Source organism: Neisseria sicca (assembly GCF_014054945.1).
In the GTDB taxonomy this organism is placed as follows: Bacteria; Pseudomonadota; Gammaproteobacteria; order Burkholderiales; family Neisseriaceae; genus Neisseria; species Neisseria sicca.
Map to the genome: position 1 here is coordinate 2,187,727 of NZ_CP059566.1, position 15,592 is coordinate 2,203,318.

General features: G+C 49.7%; 16 protein-coding genes, 4 tRNA genes and 3 pseudogenes. 8 read left to right on the forward strand and 15 right to left on the reverse strand.

Going from position 1 to position 15,592, the window contains the following annotated elements:
- Positions 1–144 precede the first annotated feature (144 nt).
- Positions 145–486, forward strand: a complete 342-nt coding sequence (locus tag H3L95_RS10425; protein ID WP_040667920.1) for a hypothetical protein — start codon at positions 145–147, stop codon at positions 484–486.
- A 22-nt stretch (positions 487–508) separates the two neighbouring features.
- Positions 509–628, forward strand: a pseudogene (locus H3L95_RS10430) (IS5/IS1182 family transposase); the annotation flags it as partial.
- A 77-nt stretch (positions 629–705) separates the two neighbouring features.
- Here H3L95_RS10430 and luxS read toward each other — a convergent pair.
- The 3 genes from luxS to cyaY form a co-directional block, all read right to left on the reverse strand.
- The gene (gene luxS / locus H3L95_RS10435) at positions 706–1,212 is read right to left on the reverse strand and encodes an S-ribosylhomocysteine lyase (RefSeq protein WP_003755643.1); all 507 of its coding nucleotides are present in this window, start codon (positions 1,210–1,212) and stop codon (positions 706–708) included.
- Between the two features lie 163 nt (positions 1,213–1,375).
- On the reverse strand, positions 1,376–1,834 hold the full coding sequence (locus H3L95_RS10440; RefSeq protein ID WP_003755647.1) for a DUF6636 domain-containing protein: 459 nt from the start codon (positions 1,832–1,834) through the stop codon (positions 1,376–1,378).
- Between the two features lie 57 nt (positions 1,835–1,891).
- Entirely contained in the window at positions 1,892–2,215 is a 324-nt protein-coding gene (gene cyaY / locus H3L95_RS10445) for an iron donor protein CyaY (RefSeq protein WP_003755648.1), read from the reverse strand.
- Positions 2,216–2,285: 70 nt separating this feature from the next.
- On the opposite strand from cyaY, the gene lptM reads away from it, so the two are divergent.
- Both lptM and lysA read left to right on the forward strand, forming a co-directional pair.
- Positions 2,286–2,456: an LPS translocon maturation chaperone LptM gene (gene lptM, locus H3L95_RS10450; RefSeq protein WP_003755649.1), complete on the forward strand. Its 171-nt coding sequence runs from the start codon at positions 2,286–2,288 to the stop codon at positions 2,454–2,456.
- Between the two features lie 11 nt (positions 2,457–2,467).
- Entirely contained in the window at positions 2,468–3,688 is a 1,221-nt protein-coding gene (gene lysA / locus H3L95_RS10455; protein WP_003755651.1) for a diaminopimelate decarboxylase, read from the forward strand.
- 204 nt (positions 3,689–3,892) lie between these two features.
- Here the strand turns inward: lysA and H3L95_RS10460 are convergent, their stop codons facing one another.
- Positions 3,893–4,345, reverse strand: coding sequence for a type IV pilin protein (locus H3L95_RS10460; protein ID WP_003755655.1), 453 nt, complete (start codon positions 4,343–4,345; stop codon positions 3,893–3,895).
- A gap of 16 nt (positions 4,346–4,361) precedes the next feature.
- Between H3L95_RS10460 and H3L95_RS14245 the strand changes: the two are divergent.
- Positions 4,362–4,469 (forward strand): annotated as a pseudogene (locus H3L95_RS14245) (IS5/IS1182 family transposase); the annotation flags it as partial.
- 285 nt (positions 4,470–4,754) lie between these two features.
- On the opposite strand, the pseudogene H3L95_RS10465 reads toward H3L95_RS14245, so the two are convergent.
- A pseudogene (locus tag H3L95_RS10465) lies at positions 4,755–4,850 on the reverse strand (23S rRNA (pseudouridine(1915)-N(3))-methyltransferase RlmH); the annotation flags it as partial.
- Between the two features lie 223 nt (positions 4,851–5,073).
- Positions 5,074–5,149, reverse strand: a tRNA-Phe gene (locus tag H3L95_RS10470).
- Between the two features lie 257 nt (positions 5,150–5,406).
- Here H3L95_RS10470 and H3L95_RS10475 point away from each other — a divergent pair.
- Positions 5,407–5,976, forward strand: a complete 570-nt coding sequence (locus H3L95_RS10475; RefSeq protein ID WP_003755661.1) for a hypothetical protein — start codon at positions 5,407–5,409, stop codon at positions 5,974–5,976.
- Between the two features lie 113 nt (positions 5,977–6,089).
- Here H3L95_RS10475 and groL read toward each other — a convergent pair whose 3' ends face one another.
- Positions 6,090–7,724 (reverse strand): chaperonin GroEL, encoded by a 1,635-nt coding sequence (groL, locus tag H3L95_RS10480; protein WP_045074096.1) that lies wholly within the window; start codon positions 7,722–7,724, stop codon positions 6,090–6,092.
- Positions 7,725–7,829: 105 nt separating this feature from the next.
- Positions 7,830–8,117: a co-chaperone GroES gene (gene groES / locus H3L95_RS10485; protein ID WP_003755668.1), complete on the reverse strand. Its 288-nt coding sequence runs from the start codon at positions 8,115–8,117 to the stop codon at positions 7,830–7,832.
- 414 nt (positions 8,118–8,531) lie between these two features.
- Between groES and H3L95_RS10490 the strand changes: the two genes are divergently transcribed.
- Positions 8,532–10,547 carry a TonB-dependent receptor domain-containing protein gene (locus H3L95_RS10490; protein ID WP_003755672.1) on the forward strand — a complete coding sequence of 672 codons (2,016 nt, stop codon included), beginning with the start codon at positions 8,532–8,534 and terminating at the stop codon, positions 10,545–10,547.
- Positions 10,548–10,756: 209 nt separating this feature from the next.
- Here H3L95_RS10490 and H3L95_RS10495 read toward each other — a convergent pair whose 3' ends face one another.
- The 5 genes from H3L95_RS10495 to H3L95_RS10515 all read right to left on the reverse strand — a co-directional run bounded on the left by H3L95_RS10495 (position 10,757) and on the right by H3L95_RS10515 (position 12,380).
- Positions 10,757–11,110, reverse strand: a complete 354-nt coding sequence (locus H3L95_RS10495) for a hypothetical protein (RefSeq protein ID WP_003755674.1) — start codon at positions 11,108–11,110, stop codon at positions 10,757–10,759.
- Between the two features lie 247 nt (positions 11,111–11,357).
- Entirely contained in the window at positions 11,358–11,879 is a 522-nt protein-coding gene (locus H3L95_RS10500; RefSeq protein WP_040667922.1) for a hypothetical protein, read from the reverse strand.
- Between the two features lie 231 nt (positions 11,880–12,110).
- Positions 12,111–12,186: transfer RNA gene (locus tag H3L95_RS10505), tRNA-His, on the reverse strand.
- 10 nt (positions 12,187–12,196) lie between these two features.
- Positions 12,197–12,273, reverse strand: a tRNA-Arg gene (locus H3L95_RS10510).
- A gap of 29 nt (positions 12,274–12,302) precedes the next feature.
- A tRNA-Pro gene (locus tag H3L95_RS10515) sits at positions 12,303–12,380 on the reverse strand.
- 238 nt (positions 12,381–12,618) lie between these two features.
- On the opposite strand from H3L95_RS10515, the gene folD reads away from it, so the two are divergent.
- Entirely contained in the window at positions 12,619–13,470 is an 852-nt protein-coding gene (gene folD, locus H3L95_RS10520) for a bifunctional methylenetetrahydrofolate dehydrogenase/methenyltetrahydrofolate cyclohydrolase FolD (RefSeq protein ID WP_003755680.1), read from the forward strand.
- Between the two features lie 68 nt (positions 13,471–13,538).
- Here the strand turns inward: folD and prmC are convergent, their stop codons facing one another.
- Entirely contained in the window at positions 13,539–14,366 is an 828-nt protein-coding gene (prmC, locus tag H3L95_RS10525) for a peptide chain release factor N(5)-glutamine methyltransferase (RefSeq protein ID WP_003755684.1), read from the reverse strand.
- A 51-nt stretch (positions 14,367–14,417) separates the two neighbouring features.
- Complete coding sequence (locus H3L95_RS10530; RefSeq protein WP_182096150.1) at positions 14,418–15,506, reverse strand: SEL1-like repeat protein; 1,089 nt, start codon at positions 15,504–15,506, stop codon at positions 14,418–14,420.
- Between the last annotated feature and the right edge of the window lie 86 nt (positions 15,507–15,592).

The following is a 15,592-nucleotide window of genomic DNA, read 5'->3' on the forward strand; positions in this document are numbered from 1 at the left end:
GCAGACAGTACAGATAGTACGGAACCGATTCACTTGGTGCTTCAGCACCTTAGAGAATCGTTCTCTTTGAGCTAAGGCGAGGCAACGCCGTACTGGTTTAAAGTTAATCCGCTATACATCGCGGGACGGCATCAAAGGATGTTTATGAACAACAAACTCATCGCCTTGATATTATTGGGCGTTTCGCTGAACGCAGCGGCAGACAGCGCGGAAGACAATCTGATGAACGCGCGTTCCGCCTACCGCACCGCCCTGAAACAGCAAACCGGCAACGACAGCAAAATCATCTCGCTGCAAAGCGACCTTGAAGATGCGCAATACCACCTGCAAAAAGCCCAAGCCGACATCGTCCGCTTGCAGGGCGAGCTTCAGGCGGCGATGAATGTGAAAAGCCAACAGGCGGAAACATTGAGGCAGGCAGGGCAGCAGCTCGATGCCGCTTGGGGCGCCGTGTACGGCCCGGGCGGAACCAAAGCAGGGCGGTAAACGGTCTGCGGTTTGCCGCTTCGATAGATATAGTGGATTAAATTTAAATCAGGACAAGGCGACGAAGCCGCAGACAGTACAGATAGTACGGCAAGGCGAGGCAACGCCGTACTGGTTTAAATTTAATCCACTATACTTTGTCCATCTTTTCTATTCAAACAAAAGGTCGTCTGAAACTCGGTTTCCCGTTTTCAGACGACCTTTTTCCAAGCATAACGTTTAAGCGTTCAACAAACTTTCATCCAGCGTCAAATCCTCGTTTTTGTTCACCGCCACTTTGCGCGTCAGGACGTTTTGCGCGATTTCCTGCGCTTCGGCGAGCGAGTGCATCAGATAGGTGCCGCATTGGTATTCGTTCAACTCGGGGATTTTGCTTTGGTCTTTGACATTGACCACATCCTGCATCGAAGCGAGCCATGCGTCGGCGACCTGCTGCTCATCGGGCGTGCCGATGAGGCTCATGTAGAAACCGGTACGGCAGCCCATCGGGGAAATGTCGATGATTTCGACACCGTTGCCGTTCAAGTGGTCGCGCATAAAGCCTGCGAACAAATGCTCCAGCGTGTGGATGCCTTTTTCGGAGAGGATTTCTTTGTTGGGAACGCAAAAGCGCAGGTCGAATACGGTAATGGTGTCGCCTTTGGGCGTGGTCATGGTTTTCGCCACACGCACGGCAGGGGCGTGCATACGGGTGTGGTCGACTTTGAAACTGTCTAACAGGGGCATTTTGTTATCCTTTTGTGCGGGTTATGTAGGTTTTCGGGATAGGATTTTGTCCAGTAATTCATCGTCCAAGTCTGTAAGTTTGGTTCATGCTCCGCCAACTTCAATACCATATAAAGGTCGTCTGAAAACGACCTTCAGCCAAGGACAGAAACAGCTCGAACAATTAAAACAGGCGGTATTCTTTACGATTGATTGAAAAACCGTGGCCGTCGTTATTTTGACAACTTAAGCCTGATGTTCCGCTGCGGCAGCTCCAACCCTGACCGCTAATGGTTTCACCGTATTTCAGTACGCGTGTTTCTTCGTAGCCTTCATTGTAGGGGACAAATTCGAAACCCGCGCAGCTCATAGTGGCTTTACCTTTGGCATTCAGCGTGAAATCCAAGCCTTCACCTTGTTGGTTACAGCGTTTGGGCATAGCTTTATTCAGACCGATAAAACAATACAAATCGTTGGTTCGGGGTTTGCCGGTCTTAGTGCGCTTTTGGCTGTCGCCACCACATAAGATATTGCCGCTTGGGGTAGCGAAAACCTGTCGGTAATCGTTGTTTAAGTAGATGCTGGATGAACCGGCAAAAGCGGGGGCTGTGGCAGCAAGTAACAGAAGGGGTAGATATTTCATGACGATTTTCTTTCTGATTGTTTTCCGTTGGTATTACTGAATGGTCTGCCTTTCGGCTTACAATTCGGCAATCTCAACCGCTTCGCCCGAAGCCGCGCTCAGTGCTTCGTTCAAAACATCGTAGAAATCCCGTCCGTCGCGCGTTGCCAGCCATTTGCCGTTTTGCTCGGCGAAATGGTAGCCGCCGCTTTTTGCGGCAATCCACAATTCTTGGTTGGGCGTGTGGCGGTTGACGATGATTTGCGTGCCGTCCGCCGCTTCGATGGTCAGGACGTTTCCGGCAAACTGGCAGTCGAAATCCCAGCCGTTTTCGTCGATTTGGTCTTCGATGTGTTCGAACAATTCTTCGCTCATGCGGATGAATTCGCTTTCGGTCATCATGGCTTTTTGTGTGTTTTTTGTTTAAGATACCGAATCTTGCCACATTCGCGCTTATGAAGGAAGTTTACCGATGAAATACGGCGTATTTTTTGCGGCGGCAACCGCCCTCCTGCTCTCGGCCTGCGGTTACAAAGGCGACCTCTACCTGCCCAAAGAAGGCGACAAGGCGCGTTTCGGCGTGGTCCAAACCGGCCTGAAAATCCATTCTTCCAAAGAACCTACCAATCAAACCAACGATTAAACCTCACCAACATGACCCTGCATTGCGAACAAGTCCCCTATTCCCGCCTTGCCGAAGAATTCGGCACACCGCTTTATGTGTACAGCCAATCCGCGCTGACCGAAGCATTTGAAAACTACCAAACCGCGTTTGCCGCGCTTTCCCCGCTCGTCTGCTACGCCGTCAAGGCAAACGGCAATCTGAGCATCATCAAACACTTCGCCTCGCTGGGCAGCGGTTTCGACATCGTCTCTGGCGGCGAATTGGCACGCGTTTTGGCGGCGGGCGGCGACGCGGCGAAAACCATCTTTTCAGGCGTGGGCAAAAGCGAGGCGGAAATCGAGTTCGCGCTTCATGCCGGCGTGAAATGCTTCAATATGGAAAGCATTCCCGAAATCGACCGCATTCAAAAGGTTGCCGAACGCTTGGGCAAAACCGCATCCGTCTCCCTGCGCGTCAACCCCGATGTCGATGCCAAAACCCATCCCTACATCTCCACCGGTCTGAAAGCCAACAAATTCGGCATTGCCTACGCCGACGCGCTCGAAGCCTACCGCCATGCCGCCCGCCAAAGCCACCTAAAAATCATCGGCATCGACTGCCACATCGGTTCGCAACTGACCGACCTCAGCCCGCTTGTCGAAGCCTGCGAGCGCATTTTGATTTTGGTCGACCGATTGGCGGATGAAGGCATCGTTTTGGAACACTTAGACTTAGGCGGCGGCGTCGGCATCGTTTATCAAGACGAAACCATCCCCGATTTGGGCGCGTATGCCCAAGCGGTTCAAAAACTGATCGGCACACGTCGTCTGAAACTCATCCTCGAACCGGGCCGCAGCTTGGTCGGCAACGCAGGATCTTTGCTGGCGCGCGTCGAGTTCGTCAAACACGGCGAAGAGAAAAACTTCGTCATGGTCGATGCCGCCATGAACGACCTCATGCGCCCCGCCCTGTATGACGCGTATCACCGTATCGAAGCGGTAGAACCCAAAAATATTCCGCCGCTGACCGCCAACATCGTCGGCCCGATTTGCGAAACCGGCGACTTCCTCGGCAAAGACCGCACTCTTGCCTGCGAAGAAGGCGATTTGCTGGTTATCCGCAGCGCAGGCGCATACGGCGCCAGCATGGCAAGCAATTACAATACGCGCAACCGGGCAGCGGAAGTCTTGGTGGACGGCAGCGAATACCGGCTTATCCGCCGACGCGAAACCTTAGAACAGCAAATGGCAAACGAAATGGCTTGTCTGTAAGGTTTGATCGTTTATAGCCCATAAACCACCAAGCGGGTTTATGGGCTAAAGATTAAGTAAATCAAAGCTTTCCATATGAGTCACACGCAACTGACCCAAGACGAACGATACCCTATCCAATACCTGTCCCTTCACTGCACTGTCACCGAAAAAGCACAACGGCAAACCAATTTAGGTTTCAGACGACCTTTTGCTATCGATGCTTCAAGACTCAAATATCTTGCATGATTTGTCCGTATTGGCGAAATGCTGCGCCTTGTCTTCGCAGGTGCTTTCGGTCGTTTCACACGATACTGTGACAAAGCTTTCGTTGATTTTCAATACCTTGGGATTTTTATCCGACCGCGCTACTGCCTTCAGGGTAAACCGCCCGTCCGGCGTGCCTTTGGCGTCGCCTTGCACCTTGATGCAAAAATCGCCGATTTCCTTAATCGGCAAATCCGGCCATTGGGTGGAACTTTGTTTGAAACTTCCGTTTTTTTGATAAAAACGCTCCAGAAATTGGGCGTTTTCCAGCATGGCTGCCCGCACTTCCTGCAGCTTGGTATTTTCAACATATTTTTGGTAAGACGGGTAGGCAATCGACGTTAAAATCCCCACCATCATGATGGTAAAAACCAGTTGAGACAAAGAAAATCCCCGCTGAATTTCCTTCATTCCGCCCCCTTTCGAAAAATATAGTGGATTAAATTTAAATCAGGACAAGGCGACGAAGCCGCAGACAGTACAGATAGTACGGCAAGGCGAGGCAACGCCGTACTGGTTTAAAGTTAATTCACTATAAACCGGACATTTCATCTTTATCGTTGTGTGATATCAAAATGGGGATTGAAGCTTTCGCACTTCAAAACCATACGGCGAAGTTGTCTGCGGCAAGCCCGAACTGTTTCTGAATCAATCCCTTATCAAGTGAGGTCGGTATCTTATCGTCCTTATGACGGGCGTTCAAACAATATCTGAATATCTCTAAGTTTACTATTTCTTGATGTATTGAATTCGCAACAGACACGCCTGCGCCCGATTTATGCGGTGGACACACGAAGCCTGCCTGCGGGTACGGCTTTTGTTATTCGCGGTGGTAGGGATGGTTGTGGAGGATGGAGACGGCGCGGTAGAGCTGTTCGGTCAGTAGGACGCGCACCATGCCGTGCGGGAGGATAAGGACGGTGATGTTCATGGGTTTCCTTGGTCAGATGGGGTCGTCTGAAAGGTTTCAGACGACCTTCGTTTTGTATGTCAAATACAAAAGACGTTTCGATTAGCGGAAAGGGGCAGGGTCAGATGACAGAATGAAACTGAAAATTGTGGGATGTCTTATCGACAGGGATTGGCTTGATGATGCTTGATGGCATGAGATAAAAAATAACCGCCTTAGGCGGTTTTGTTGGTGGCCAGAGGCGGAATCGAACCGCCGACACACGGATTTTCAATCCGTTGCTCTACCAACTGAGCTATCTGGCCTTCATCTGCATTGCAGGGAAGTGGGCATTAAACCAAAAACAACGGGTTCATGCAAGGTTTATTTTGAAATGGTGCGGAGATATTTTATAAACTTTTGTTTTAACTTAAATTAAATTTCGATGATTTTGAACAAAATCCGCCGGAGATCGACTATCGGCACCCATAATTGTTCCATCGAGGATGGATTGTCGATTTCAGACGACCTATGTGTCGTTTTAAGATACAATCGCTTTTTTGTTTCTGAAGATATCTGTTTGATGTTGTATGATTTTTTAAAAGATATGTGGGATATTCTGCGTCTGCGCTATAAAAATCCTGCTGATTATTTCTATACGCTGCCTGTCATTTTGGCGATTTTGCTGCTGTTGGGCATGATTAATGCGGCAGATATGTCGACCTTGCTCGGCGTCAGCACTGCCGCCGTTGTCTTTGGCGTGTTGGTTACCGTTATAAAGTGGCTGATTTTGAGCCGCGTGATGCGTCATGTTTTGAGCAGAAACGGCGCGCCGCGCCTGCCTTTATGGGGATTCATCTTGGCATCGGAAGCTTTGATGATTCCGGCGCTGCTTGTGTTTTATGTCCCACAGATTACGCCTCTGTTGATGTTTTGGAAGATTTGGGTGTTTTGGGTGCAGGCGGTCGGCTTGATGCAAATGGGTCAGGTTAAAGTTTGGACGATATTCAAAGGCTATCTTTTGTACTTCTGCTGCATGGTTCTGATTATAGGGATTTTTATACAGCTGTTTACACTGGCTGGCTGGTTCGATAAAGCAACGCTAATGCAAAATTTTAATGCGTTAACGGCTGCTATGGAGCAGGCAAGATAAGCTAGGGGTCGTCTGAAAATCCACCCTTCTCGTTTTCAGACAACCTTCTTCCAAAGAAAAAACCTGCACGGTTGTCCGTGCAGGTTTTTGTTTGCGCTCAGGTTTGGGCAACCTTACATCATGCCGCCCATTCCACCCATGCCGCCCATGTCAGGCATAGCTGGTTTTTCTTCAGGGATTTCGGCAATCATGCAGTCGGTCGTCAGCATCAGGCCGGCGATAGACGCGGCGTGTTGCAGCGCGGAACGGGTTACTTTGGCAGGGTCGAGTACGCCCATTTCGATCATGTCGCCGTATTCGCCGGAGCCTGCGTTGTAACCGTAGTTGCCTTTGCCTTCCAGCACTTTGTTCACGACTACGCTGGGCTCGCCGCCTGCGTTGGCAACGATTTGGCGCAGCGGAGACTCAATGGCGCGCAAGACGATTTGTACGCCTGCGTCTTGGTCGGCATTGCCGGTGTGCAGGTTTTCCAAAGCGGCACGGGCGCGCAACAGGGCTACGCCGCCGCCGGCAACCACGCCTTCTTCAACGGCTGCGCGGGTAGCGTGCAGCGCGTCTTCCACGCGGTCTTTTTTCTCTTTCATTTCGACTTCGGTAGCGGCACCGACTTTGATCACTGCTACGCCGCCTGCCAGTTTGGCAACGCGCTCTTGCAGTTTTTCTTTGTCGTAATCGCTGGTTGCGGTTTCGATTTGTTGACGGATTTCGGCAACACGCGCTTCGATTTGGGCTGCGTCGCCGAAGCCATCGATGATGGTGGTGTTTTCTTTACCGATTTCGATGCGTTTGGCTTGACCCAAGTCTTCCAAAGTGGCTTTTTCCAAAGACAGGCCGACTTCTTCGGCAATCACGGTACCGCCGGTCAGAATGGCGATGTCTTGCAGCATGGCTTTGCGGCGGTCGCCGAAGCCCGGGGCTTTAACGGCAACGGTTTTCAGGATGCCGCGGATGTTGTTCACGACCAAAGTCGCCAAGGCTTCGCCTTCTACGTCTTCAGCGATGATCAACAGCGGACGGCTGGCTTTTGCCACTTGTTCCAAAACAGGCAGCAGGTCGCGGATGTTGCTGATTTTTTTGTCGAACAGCAAAACAAACGGATTGTCCAGCGCGGCGATTTGTTTTTCTGCGTCGTTGATGAAGTAAGGGGACAAGTAGCCGCGGTCGAACTGCATACCTTCGACGACATCCAATTCGTTTTCCAAAGATTTGCCGTCTTCAACGGTAATCACGCCTTCTTTGCCGACTTTTTCCATCGCTTCGGCAATAATCGCGCCGACTTGTTCGTCGGAGTTGGCGGAAATCGAGCCGACTTGGGCGATTTCTTTGGAAGTGTCGCAAGGTTTGGCGATGTTTTTCAGCTCTTCAACCAAAGCGGCGACGGCTTTGTCGATACCGCGTTTCAGGTCGGTCGGGTTCATGCCGGCGGTCACGTATTTCATGCCTTCGGCAACGATAGCTTGCGCCAGTACGGTGGCGGTAGTGGTACCGTCGCCCGCTACGTCGTTGGTTTTGGACGCGACTTCTTTCACCATTTGCGCGCCCATGTTTTCGAATTTGTCTTTCAATTCGATTTCTTTAGCGACGGTAACGCCGTCTTTGGTGATGTGCGGGCCGCCGAATGCGCGGTCAACCACTACGTTGCGGCCTTTAGGGCCCAAGGTTACGCGGACGGCGTTTGCCAGAGTGTTCACGCCGCTGACCATTTTTTGGCGGACTTCGTTACCGAACTGTACGTCTTTTGCTGCCATATTTTGATTCTCCTAATTTATTTAATACATTTGATTCTGTCTGAGGTCGTCTGAAAACCTTGTATGCCTTTTCAGACGACCTGTCGTTTTGAATGCACGGAATGCTTATTCCACAATCCCGAAAATGTCTTCTTCGCGCATTACCAACAGCTCTTCGCCGTCGGCTTTTACGGTTTGGCCGCTGTATTTGCCGAAAATGACTTTGTCACCGACTTTGACATCCAGCGGACGGCGGTTGCCGTCTTTACCGATTTTGCCTGCGCCCACGGCGATTACTTCGCCCATATCGGGTTTTTCGGCGGCTGCGCCCGGCAGGACGATGCCTGATGCGGTTTTCTCTTCAGCTTCCAAGCGTTTGACGACGACGCGGTCGTGTAAAGGACGGATGGTCATGTTTTATGCTCCGATAAATAGTTTGAAAACAATCATCTGCCTTCAGCCGGCAGATGCGGTTTGAAAAATAAGGCGGCAAGTTTGTCAACAAACTTACCTGAACACAGCGGCAAATTAGGGTTCGGCCCGATAAATTCAAGGGAAGAAGTAAAAATTTTCTATGCGGGGTCGTCTGAAAACGGGCATGACAGATTGCGCACTATCTCTCAATACGGTTCAAACAGGCAGGCATTTTCAGATGAACTTTTCCAGTCGGCAAGCTTCAAATGGTTCTATCAGCAAAAGGCATGAAACGATGGATGCAAACCTATGTACGCCTTTACAAAATAATATCCTATCTTTAAAATAAATAGAAATTATTATTAATAAATAGTTTATTTAAAGAACTGAAACTTATCTAAAAAGGAAATTTACATGACTTCCCCCCTGTTCCGATTCAGCCTGCTTTCACTGGCACTCGCCGCCGGCTTTGCCCACGCGGAAAACGAAGCGAAAGAAAGCGTTACCCTTGATACTGTTACCGTCAAAGGTCAGGCTACAAGCGCCACACACCGTGTAACAACGAAACGTATGGAAGAAACGACTTCCACTGATTTAAAAGACGTATTGTTCAACGAACCCTCTATCAGTTTCGGCGGCGGCAACGGTCAGTCGCAATGGGTAACCATCCGAGGTATGGGACAAGACCAAATAGACTATAAAGTTGACGATACTTACACCGACAGCCAGATTTTCCACCACAACGGTCGTTTTATGCTCGACCCCGCATTGGTAAAAGTCGTTGCCGTGCAAAAAGGTACGGGTTCAGCCTCCGCAGGTATCGGCGCAACCAGCGGCGCGATTGTTGCCGAAACGGTTGAAGCCAAAGACTTACTGAGAGAAGGTCAAAACGTCGGTTTCAAAGTAAATGCTGGTATCAGCAGCAATAAAGGCTATTCGCGCGGCGCAAGCGTTTACGGTCAGGCAGGCGGTTTTGATGCTTTGGTTTCAGGCAATTTCGTGCGTGAAAAAGAATACACAGCAGGCAAAGGCTACCGTAATCTGCTCGGAAGCGATAAGGTTTTGAACAGTGCATTGGGTTCGCGCGGCTTGCTGGGCAAAATCGGCTATCGTTTCAACGAGGACAACCGTATTGAATTGAGCCACCGCCAGGAGAAACAATATGGGGAGCGCGCTCTGCGCGAGGAGTTTGATTTCTCACAAGTATTCCAAACCGACCGCCGCACGGGTCAATACATTTTGGATGCCAACGGCAACCGTATTCCGAATACCGCCAACAACTCGCCACGTTACCGCACGCTGACCCAAGACACCACCAACTTGGAATTCAAAGGCGGAAACTTGGGCTTTATCGAAAAAATCAAAGCCAATGTTTACCGCTTGAATACAAAACGCGACGAAGCCCCCAATCCCAATTATGAATTGGACGGCGAAGTACGGACATACGGAGCCAACCTGAATCTTGACAGCCGTATATTTGACCGTCACACCTTAAAATACGGATTAAACTGGCGTACTCAAAAAAGTAGCTCAAATGGAGAAGGTGGAGAGAAGAAAAACGATGCAGGCGCATATGTTGAAGGTATTTGGGATCTCTCACCGGTTACGCTGACCACAGGTCTGCGCTATGACCGTTGGAAAATGAAAACCAGCAGCAAAACAGAAAACTCAGACGGCAACTTCAATCCAAGCATCGGGTTGGTTTATGATATTTCTCCCGAATTCTCTATCAACACCAGCCTGAACTATGCAACCCGCAGCCCCCGCCTGTACGAAGCAGCTTTAGCAAACAACAGGCCGATTGTTGCATCGCCTGACTTGAAAGCAGAACGCTCGCGAAATGCAGAAATTGGCTTTAACTACCACTGGAATTCTGCCCTAACACTGTCCGGCAGCTACTTCCACCAACAAATCAAAGATGTGCAAGCCATCCGCCAAGAAGGGCGAAACTACGTCTGGTATAACGGCGGCAAGCTGAAAAACAGAGGTTACGAACTGAACGCCGCCTACCGTTGGAAAGGTCTGACCGCCCGCGCAGGCGTAGCTTACAGCAGACCGAAGCTGAACGGAGATACCGCCGACATCGTGACAACCGCTATCCCGATGGGACGTACATGGACGACAGGTCTGTCGTACCAATTCGACAATCCGAACCTGGAAATCGGCTGGCGCGGACGTTATGTCCAAAATGCAGGCTATGCTCCGACCTCGCGTGGCTCTGACGTAGCTCTGAATGTTGTCCGTGCAGGCTACGGCGTCAACGATATATTTGCCAACTGGAAGCCGACAGGCAAAGATGATCTAAACGTCAACTTCGCCGTCAACAATGTCTTTGATAAAAACTACAAGCCGCACAGCCAGCGTGCAGGTGCCAGCTCTCTGCCTGAACCAGGCCGCGATATCCGCCTGAGCGTAAACTACCGCTTCTAAACATTGCGTAAAAGCAAAGACGTCGTCTGAAAAACTTCTGCTGTTTTCAGACGACGTCTCTTTGTTTGGAAAACCGTGTTTACCGGAAGACTGTTTGTTCAAATGTCCTTTCGGACAGCCTTGTCGCGTTCCGCTTCGATTGAGTGAATGTATTGCATCAGCGTTTGAATAAAAACGGCCAAATCACGCTGCCTTCAGATTACCTCACCTCATTCTTTAATTTTTATCTGATAAAATTTCTTCTGATCCTTACTTTCAAACCAGCCTACTGCGCCTCTTACATAATAAGATATTTCAACCGTAATATCTTGTTTGGTTATTGGGGTTCCGGAAATAACCGTTTCATTATCCCATTTCCCAGTTACAGAGGAAACAGATAAACCCGAATCTTCAGGCGTAATGGTTGCGCGAAAAGAGTCAGGATATGGTCTAAGCCCGCCGGTAAAGTTTACGCTTACTGAATAAGGTTGATTAAATTCTGCATCAGGCAATGATTCGACTTTGTGGGTTAAAGTACAGCTAGTGGCGAAGCAAGCTAGAGCAAATATAAACAATCTTTTCATTTTCTTTTTTCCTATGTTATTGCTTCAAAAACTATTGCCCCGAAGCCGGCGTTTAAAAACTTCTTTAAAGTTCTCTCTTTTTTGGATTCACTAAAATCTGTAAGCTTCTTAAGCATCCCCAGTAAATAGTTTCAAATTTACTGTATCAGTCAGCCTACTATATTGGTCAATTACTTCTCCTGTCACGAATGGCGGTTGGTTTTAGTGAAATACAGCGATATTTCGATTTGCTCCTTCAACCGGCAAATTATGCCAACTCTTCCCTCACGATTTCACGCCGCTTCCCTTGAGGATCAATAAGCTCAATGGTAATCGCATCCATACCATCCTGCCGTAGGCGATCAAAATCTATAATTTCACCATTTATCAGCTCTATTTTGCCGTTTTCATCGCAAAAATCTTCGCGTTCGGCTTCATAGTCGATATTGAAGAAGGCATGAACTTCAATTTGGTACAGCGTGTCATCCAAATCTTGCAGGGGGCGATTATTCAGAAAATCTTCAGAATGTTCATCGCACAACATGGCATTGTAGCCGTGCCTACCGCCATCAAACAGTAGAATTTCCTGCCCGCTTTCAGGCTCAACGGCGACAACTTTAACCGGAGCGTTGTCTGTATCGGTGATCAGGTCGTCGTAAAATTCACCGTAATAACGGATGTAGAAACGGTTTGAACCATTATGGGCTATGGCAAAACGGTACTCGATACCGTCGAAACTATGCAGACTTTCGGCTTGAACATATGGCTGCAAGTGTGTAGGGATGGGCATGATGCTTCTCCTTTTCTCCATGTGAGTCTTCAGCTTCGCAGAAACACTGTGTTTTCCTCAGAAGTTTTGTTTTCAAACGACCTCAAAGTCACCTAAAAGTTTATCTTACATACCACGACACTTCAAAAGCCAAATACTTCAATTCTCACAGATGATACAAAAGTCCAACCTCTATTTGAAATGCAATAGACAATAAAAAATCCTGCATATTGCCATGCAGGATTTTTTATTTGGGGTGGCTGATGGGGCTCGAACCCACGACAACTGGAATCACAATCCAGGGCTCTACCAACTGAGCTACAGCCACCATTAACTTTTGGCACGCCCGACAGGAATCGAACCTGTAACCCCCGACTTAGAAGGTCGGTGCTCTATCCGGTTGAGCTACGGGCGCTCATGCCGATTCGTGCTGAATTTTTTGTGTGGTCGGGGCGGTGGGATTCGAACTCACGACCCTCTGCTCCCAAAGCAGATGCGCTAACCGGGCTGCGCTACGCCCCGACTGAAGAATGGGAATATACAGATACGCCGAAATCCTGTCAATCCAATTTGAGATCATTTTTCTTTTTTCTAAATTATCTGTTTATTTTTATTTAAAATTTAATTTTTTGCCTACTTCATACCGGGTGTAATGCCGTTCAAAAATACAGTTTCGGTTTTTGCTGTTATCCGACTGCCAAATCGGTTTAAAAATGCGATAATTACGCTTGCTATTTATTGATAACCAAATGGAAATTTCATGACAGCCCAATTGATTGACGGTAAAAAAATATCGCAGGAGCGTTTGCAGCTGGTATCCGCTGCGGTAGCCAAGCGGCTTGAATCCGGATTGCGCGCGCCTTGTTTGGCCGTGGTGTTGGTCGGTGACAATCCTGCCAGTGCCGTATATGTCCGCAACAAAAAATCGGCATGCCAAAAATGCGGCATCAGGTCATTGTCTTATGAGCTGCCAGCGTCGACTTCTCAGGAAGATTTGCTGAAGCTGATTGATGAATTGAACGGGAACGCGGAAGTAGACGGTATTTTGGTGCAGCTTCCGCTTCCTGAGGGCTTAGACAGTCAGGCTGTTTTGGAGCGTATCCATCCGGACAAAGATGTGGACGGTTTCCATCCTTATAACGTGGGTCGTTTGGTGGTAAAAATGCCGCTGATGCGCCCTTGTACGCCCAAGGGTGTGATGACGCTGCTGGAGGCTTACGGCATCGATCCGAAAGGCAAGAAGGCGGTGGTCGTCGGGGCATCGAATATTGTCGGACGCCCGCAGGCATTGGAGCTGCTGCTTGCCCGCGCCACGGTAACGATTTGCCACAGCGCGACGGAAAACTTGGACAAGGAAGTCGGGGCTGCCGATATTGTGGTGGTAGGCGTCGGGATTCCCAATTTTGTCAAAGGGGAATGGATTAAACCCGGCGCGGTGGTGATTGATGTCGGGATTAACCGTTTGGAAGATGGCAGCCTGTGCGGCGATGTGGAATTTGATGTGGCAAAAGAACGGGCGGGCATGATTACCCCGGTACCCGGCGGGGTCGGTCCGATGACGATTGCTACTTTATTGGAAAATACTTTACATGCTGCGACACTGCATGACTAAACCACTGTAAACTGACACGATACGGCAGGCGGCAGATTGGAGGCTTCACGTTCAACCGCTGGAAAACATTATTCGACGTGGCGGAACATGCCTAAAGTCAATCTGTCCAGCCCTGCCAAATCTTGTTGCGTACTGACTTCGGCAAAGCCGTTTGCCGTCAAAATCTGCCGCACTGCTGTGCCTTGGTTGTAACCATGTTCCAGCAGCAGCCATCCGCCCTCTTTCAAAAACTCCGGCGCGCGCTGCGCCAGCTCTCGAATACAGCTCAAGCCGTCGGCAAAATCTGTCAACGCCGTTTGCGGCTCGAATCTCAAATCCCCTTGGCTCAAATGCTCGTCGCCGGCTTCGATATAAGGCGGATTGGAAACAATGACATCGAAGCGGTGTTTGTCTTCAGACGACGTCTTATCCGTCTCAAACCACGAACCCAATGCAAACTCGACCCTTGCGCCCAGAGTTTCCGCGTTTTTACGGGCAATCGCCAACGCTCCGCCACTGATATCGGAAGCGCGCACTGCCGCATCCTTTCTTTCCAACGCCACCGTCACGGCAACCGCCCCGCTGCCCGTTCCCAAATCCCAAACCTGTCCGTTTGCAGGGAGATGCCCGATAACCGCCTCCACCAAATGCTCGGTTTCGGGACGGGGAATCAACACGTCGGGACCGACTTCAAACCATCGTCCGTAAAACTCCCGTCCGCCCAAAATATACGCCATCGGCTCGCCTTTCAGACGACGTGCCTGCAGGATATCCAGTTGCGCGGCTACTGCTTCCGGCAGCGGATCGGCGCCTTGCGTGACCAACTGCACACGGCTATAACCGCCTGCATGTTGCAGCAACATACGGGCTTCGAGTCTCGGCAACTGCGAATGGCGCAGCCATTGGTCTAAGGTCATGTCGTGTTTGTCCTGAGTTTGTACGGGTAACGGTGAGGAGTCCTGTTTATCTTAATCTTTGCGCGGCGGCCAGTAAACTTCTTCTTTTTTGACGATATCGCGTTTGAGGATATCGGCAGCAAGAGCAGCGGTGTCAGGCGGATTTTGGTAGAACGCTGCATCTTGCTTGCTCATTGCGGAGTAGATGCCTTTCCAGTGGGTTTTGGCAGGTGGCAGGGGCAGGACTTCGTCCAGGCGCGGGAAGGTGTAGAAGGGGTTGCCGCTTTGGGTGCCTGTGCCTTTCAAAGCAACTTTCAATTCTTTATAAGCTGCTTCTCGGATAGGGTCTGCATGGATGTCAGAGAATTGATCCATAAGTTCTTTATTCTTAGCAAAGACCATTTTTAGCTTTAAAGCAGCTCCTCCACCTCCTTCTCCTCCTTGGCGCACTGCGTTGTGCATCAGCAGCAAAGATTCTTGTAGGTTTTCATAACGGATTCGTTTGATCCTAGATAATTCTTCCATGGCAGCAGAAAAACCCTGCTTGGCAGCACAACCAAGGAGTAACTCACGAGTATTCATATCTTTAAACTGTTTATCGTAAATCAGTGATAGCTCATACTGCGCCAGCGGCACACCCAAATCCACCGCCTTTTGCAGATAGGCAAGACCAAGTTGCGGATTACGGCGATAACCTGCATTGCCTTCGTACAGCGCGTCAAACAGCCAATAGTTTGCCATCGCCCAGTTTTTGTCCAGACCGTAGTGCAGCCACTTTCGGGCGCGGTTGTGCAAGGGGTTGTACATGATGCCGGTCGAACCTTGCACATGGGTGTAGAGCAGGTAAAGGTTGTTGATTGCCTGATAATGCCCTTTTGATGCCGCGGCTTCGTACAAGACAATCATGTCCTGAAATTCCTGTTTGTTCATACGCCAGTCTTTGGCATCCAGCAGAGTGGCGGCACGATACCAAAGATGGGATTCGGCATCGGGCGGGGACGGCAGCGTCCAAGTCGCGCAGGTGTATTCGGTGCGCTTCGAGTCAAAGGCTTTGGGTGCGGGATGGGTCTGGGTGTAATCGCGGTCGGATTGGGAAAGTGAAACCGAACCGCAGGAAACCAGCAGGGGGACAAGCAGGGCGATGAAAGTGAGTTTGTTCATGGTATGTGTTGATTGTGTTTGTGTTGAGGTCGTCTGAAACTGGCAATCAGGTTTCAGACGACCTTTTTTAAATGTTGTGTCTTGAT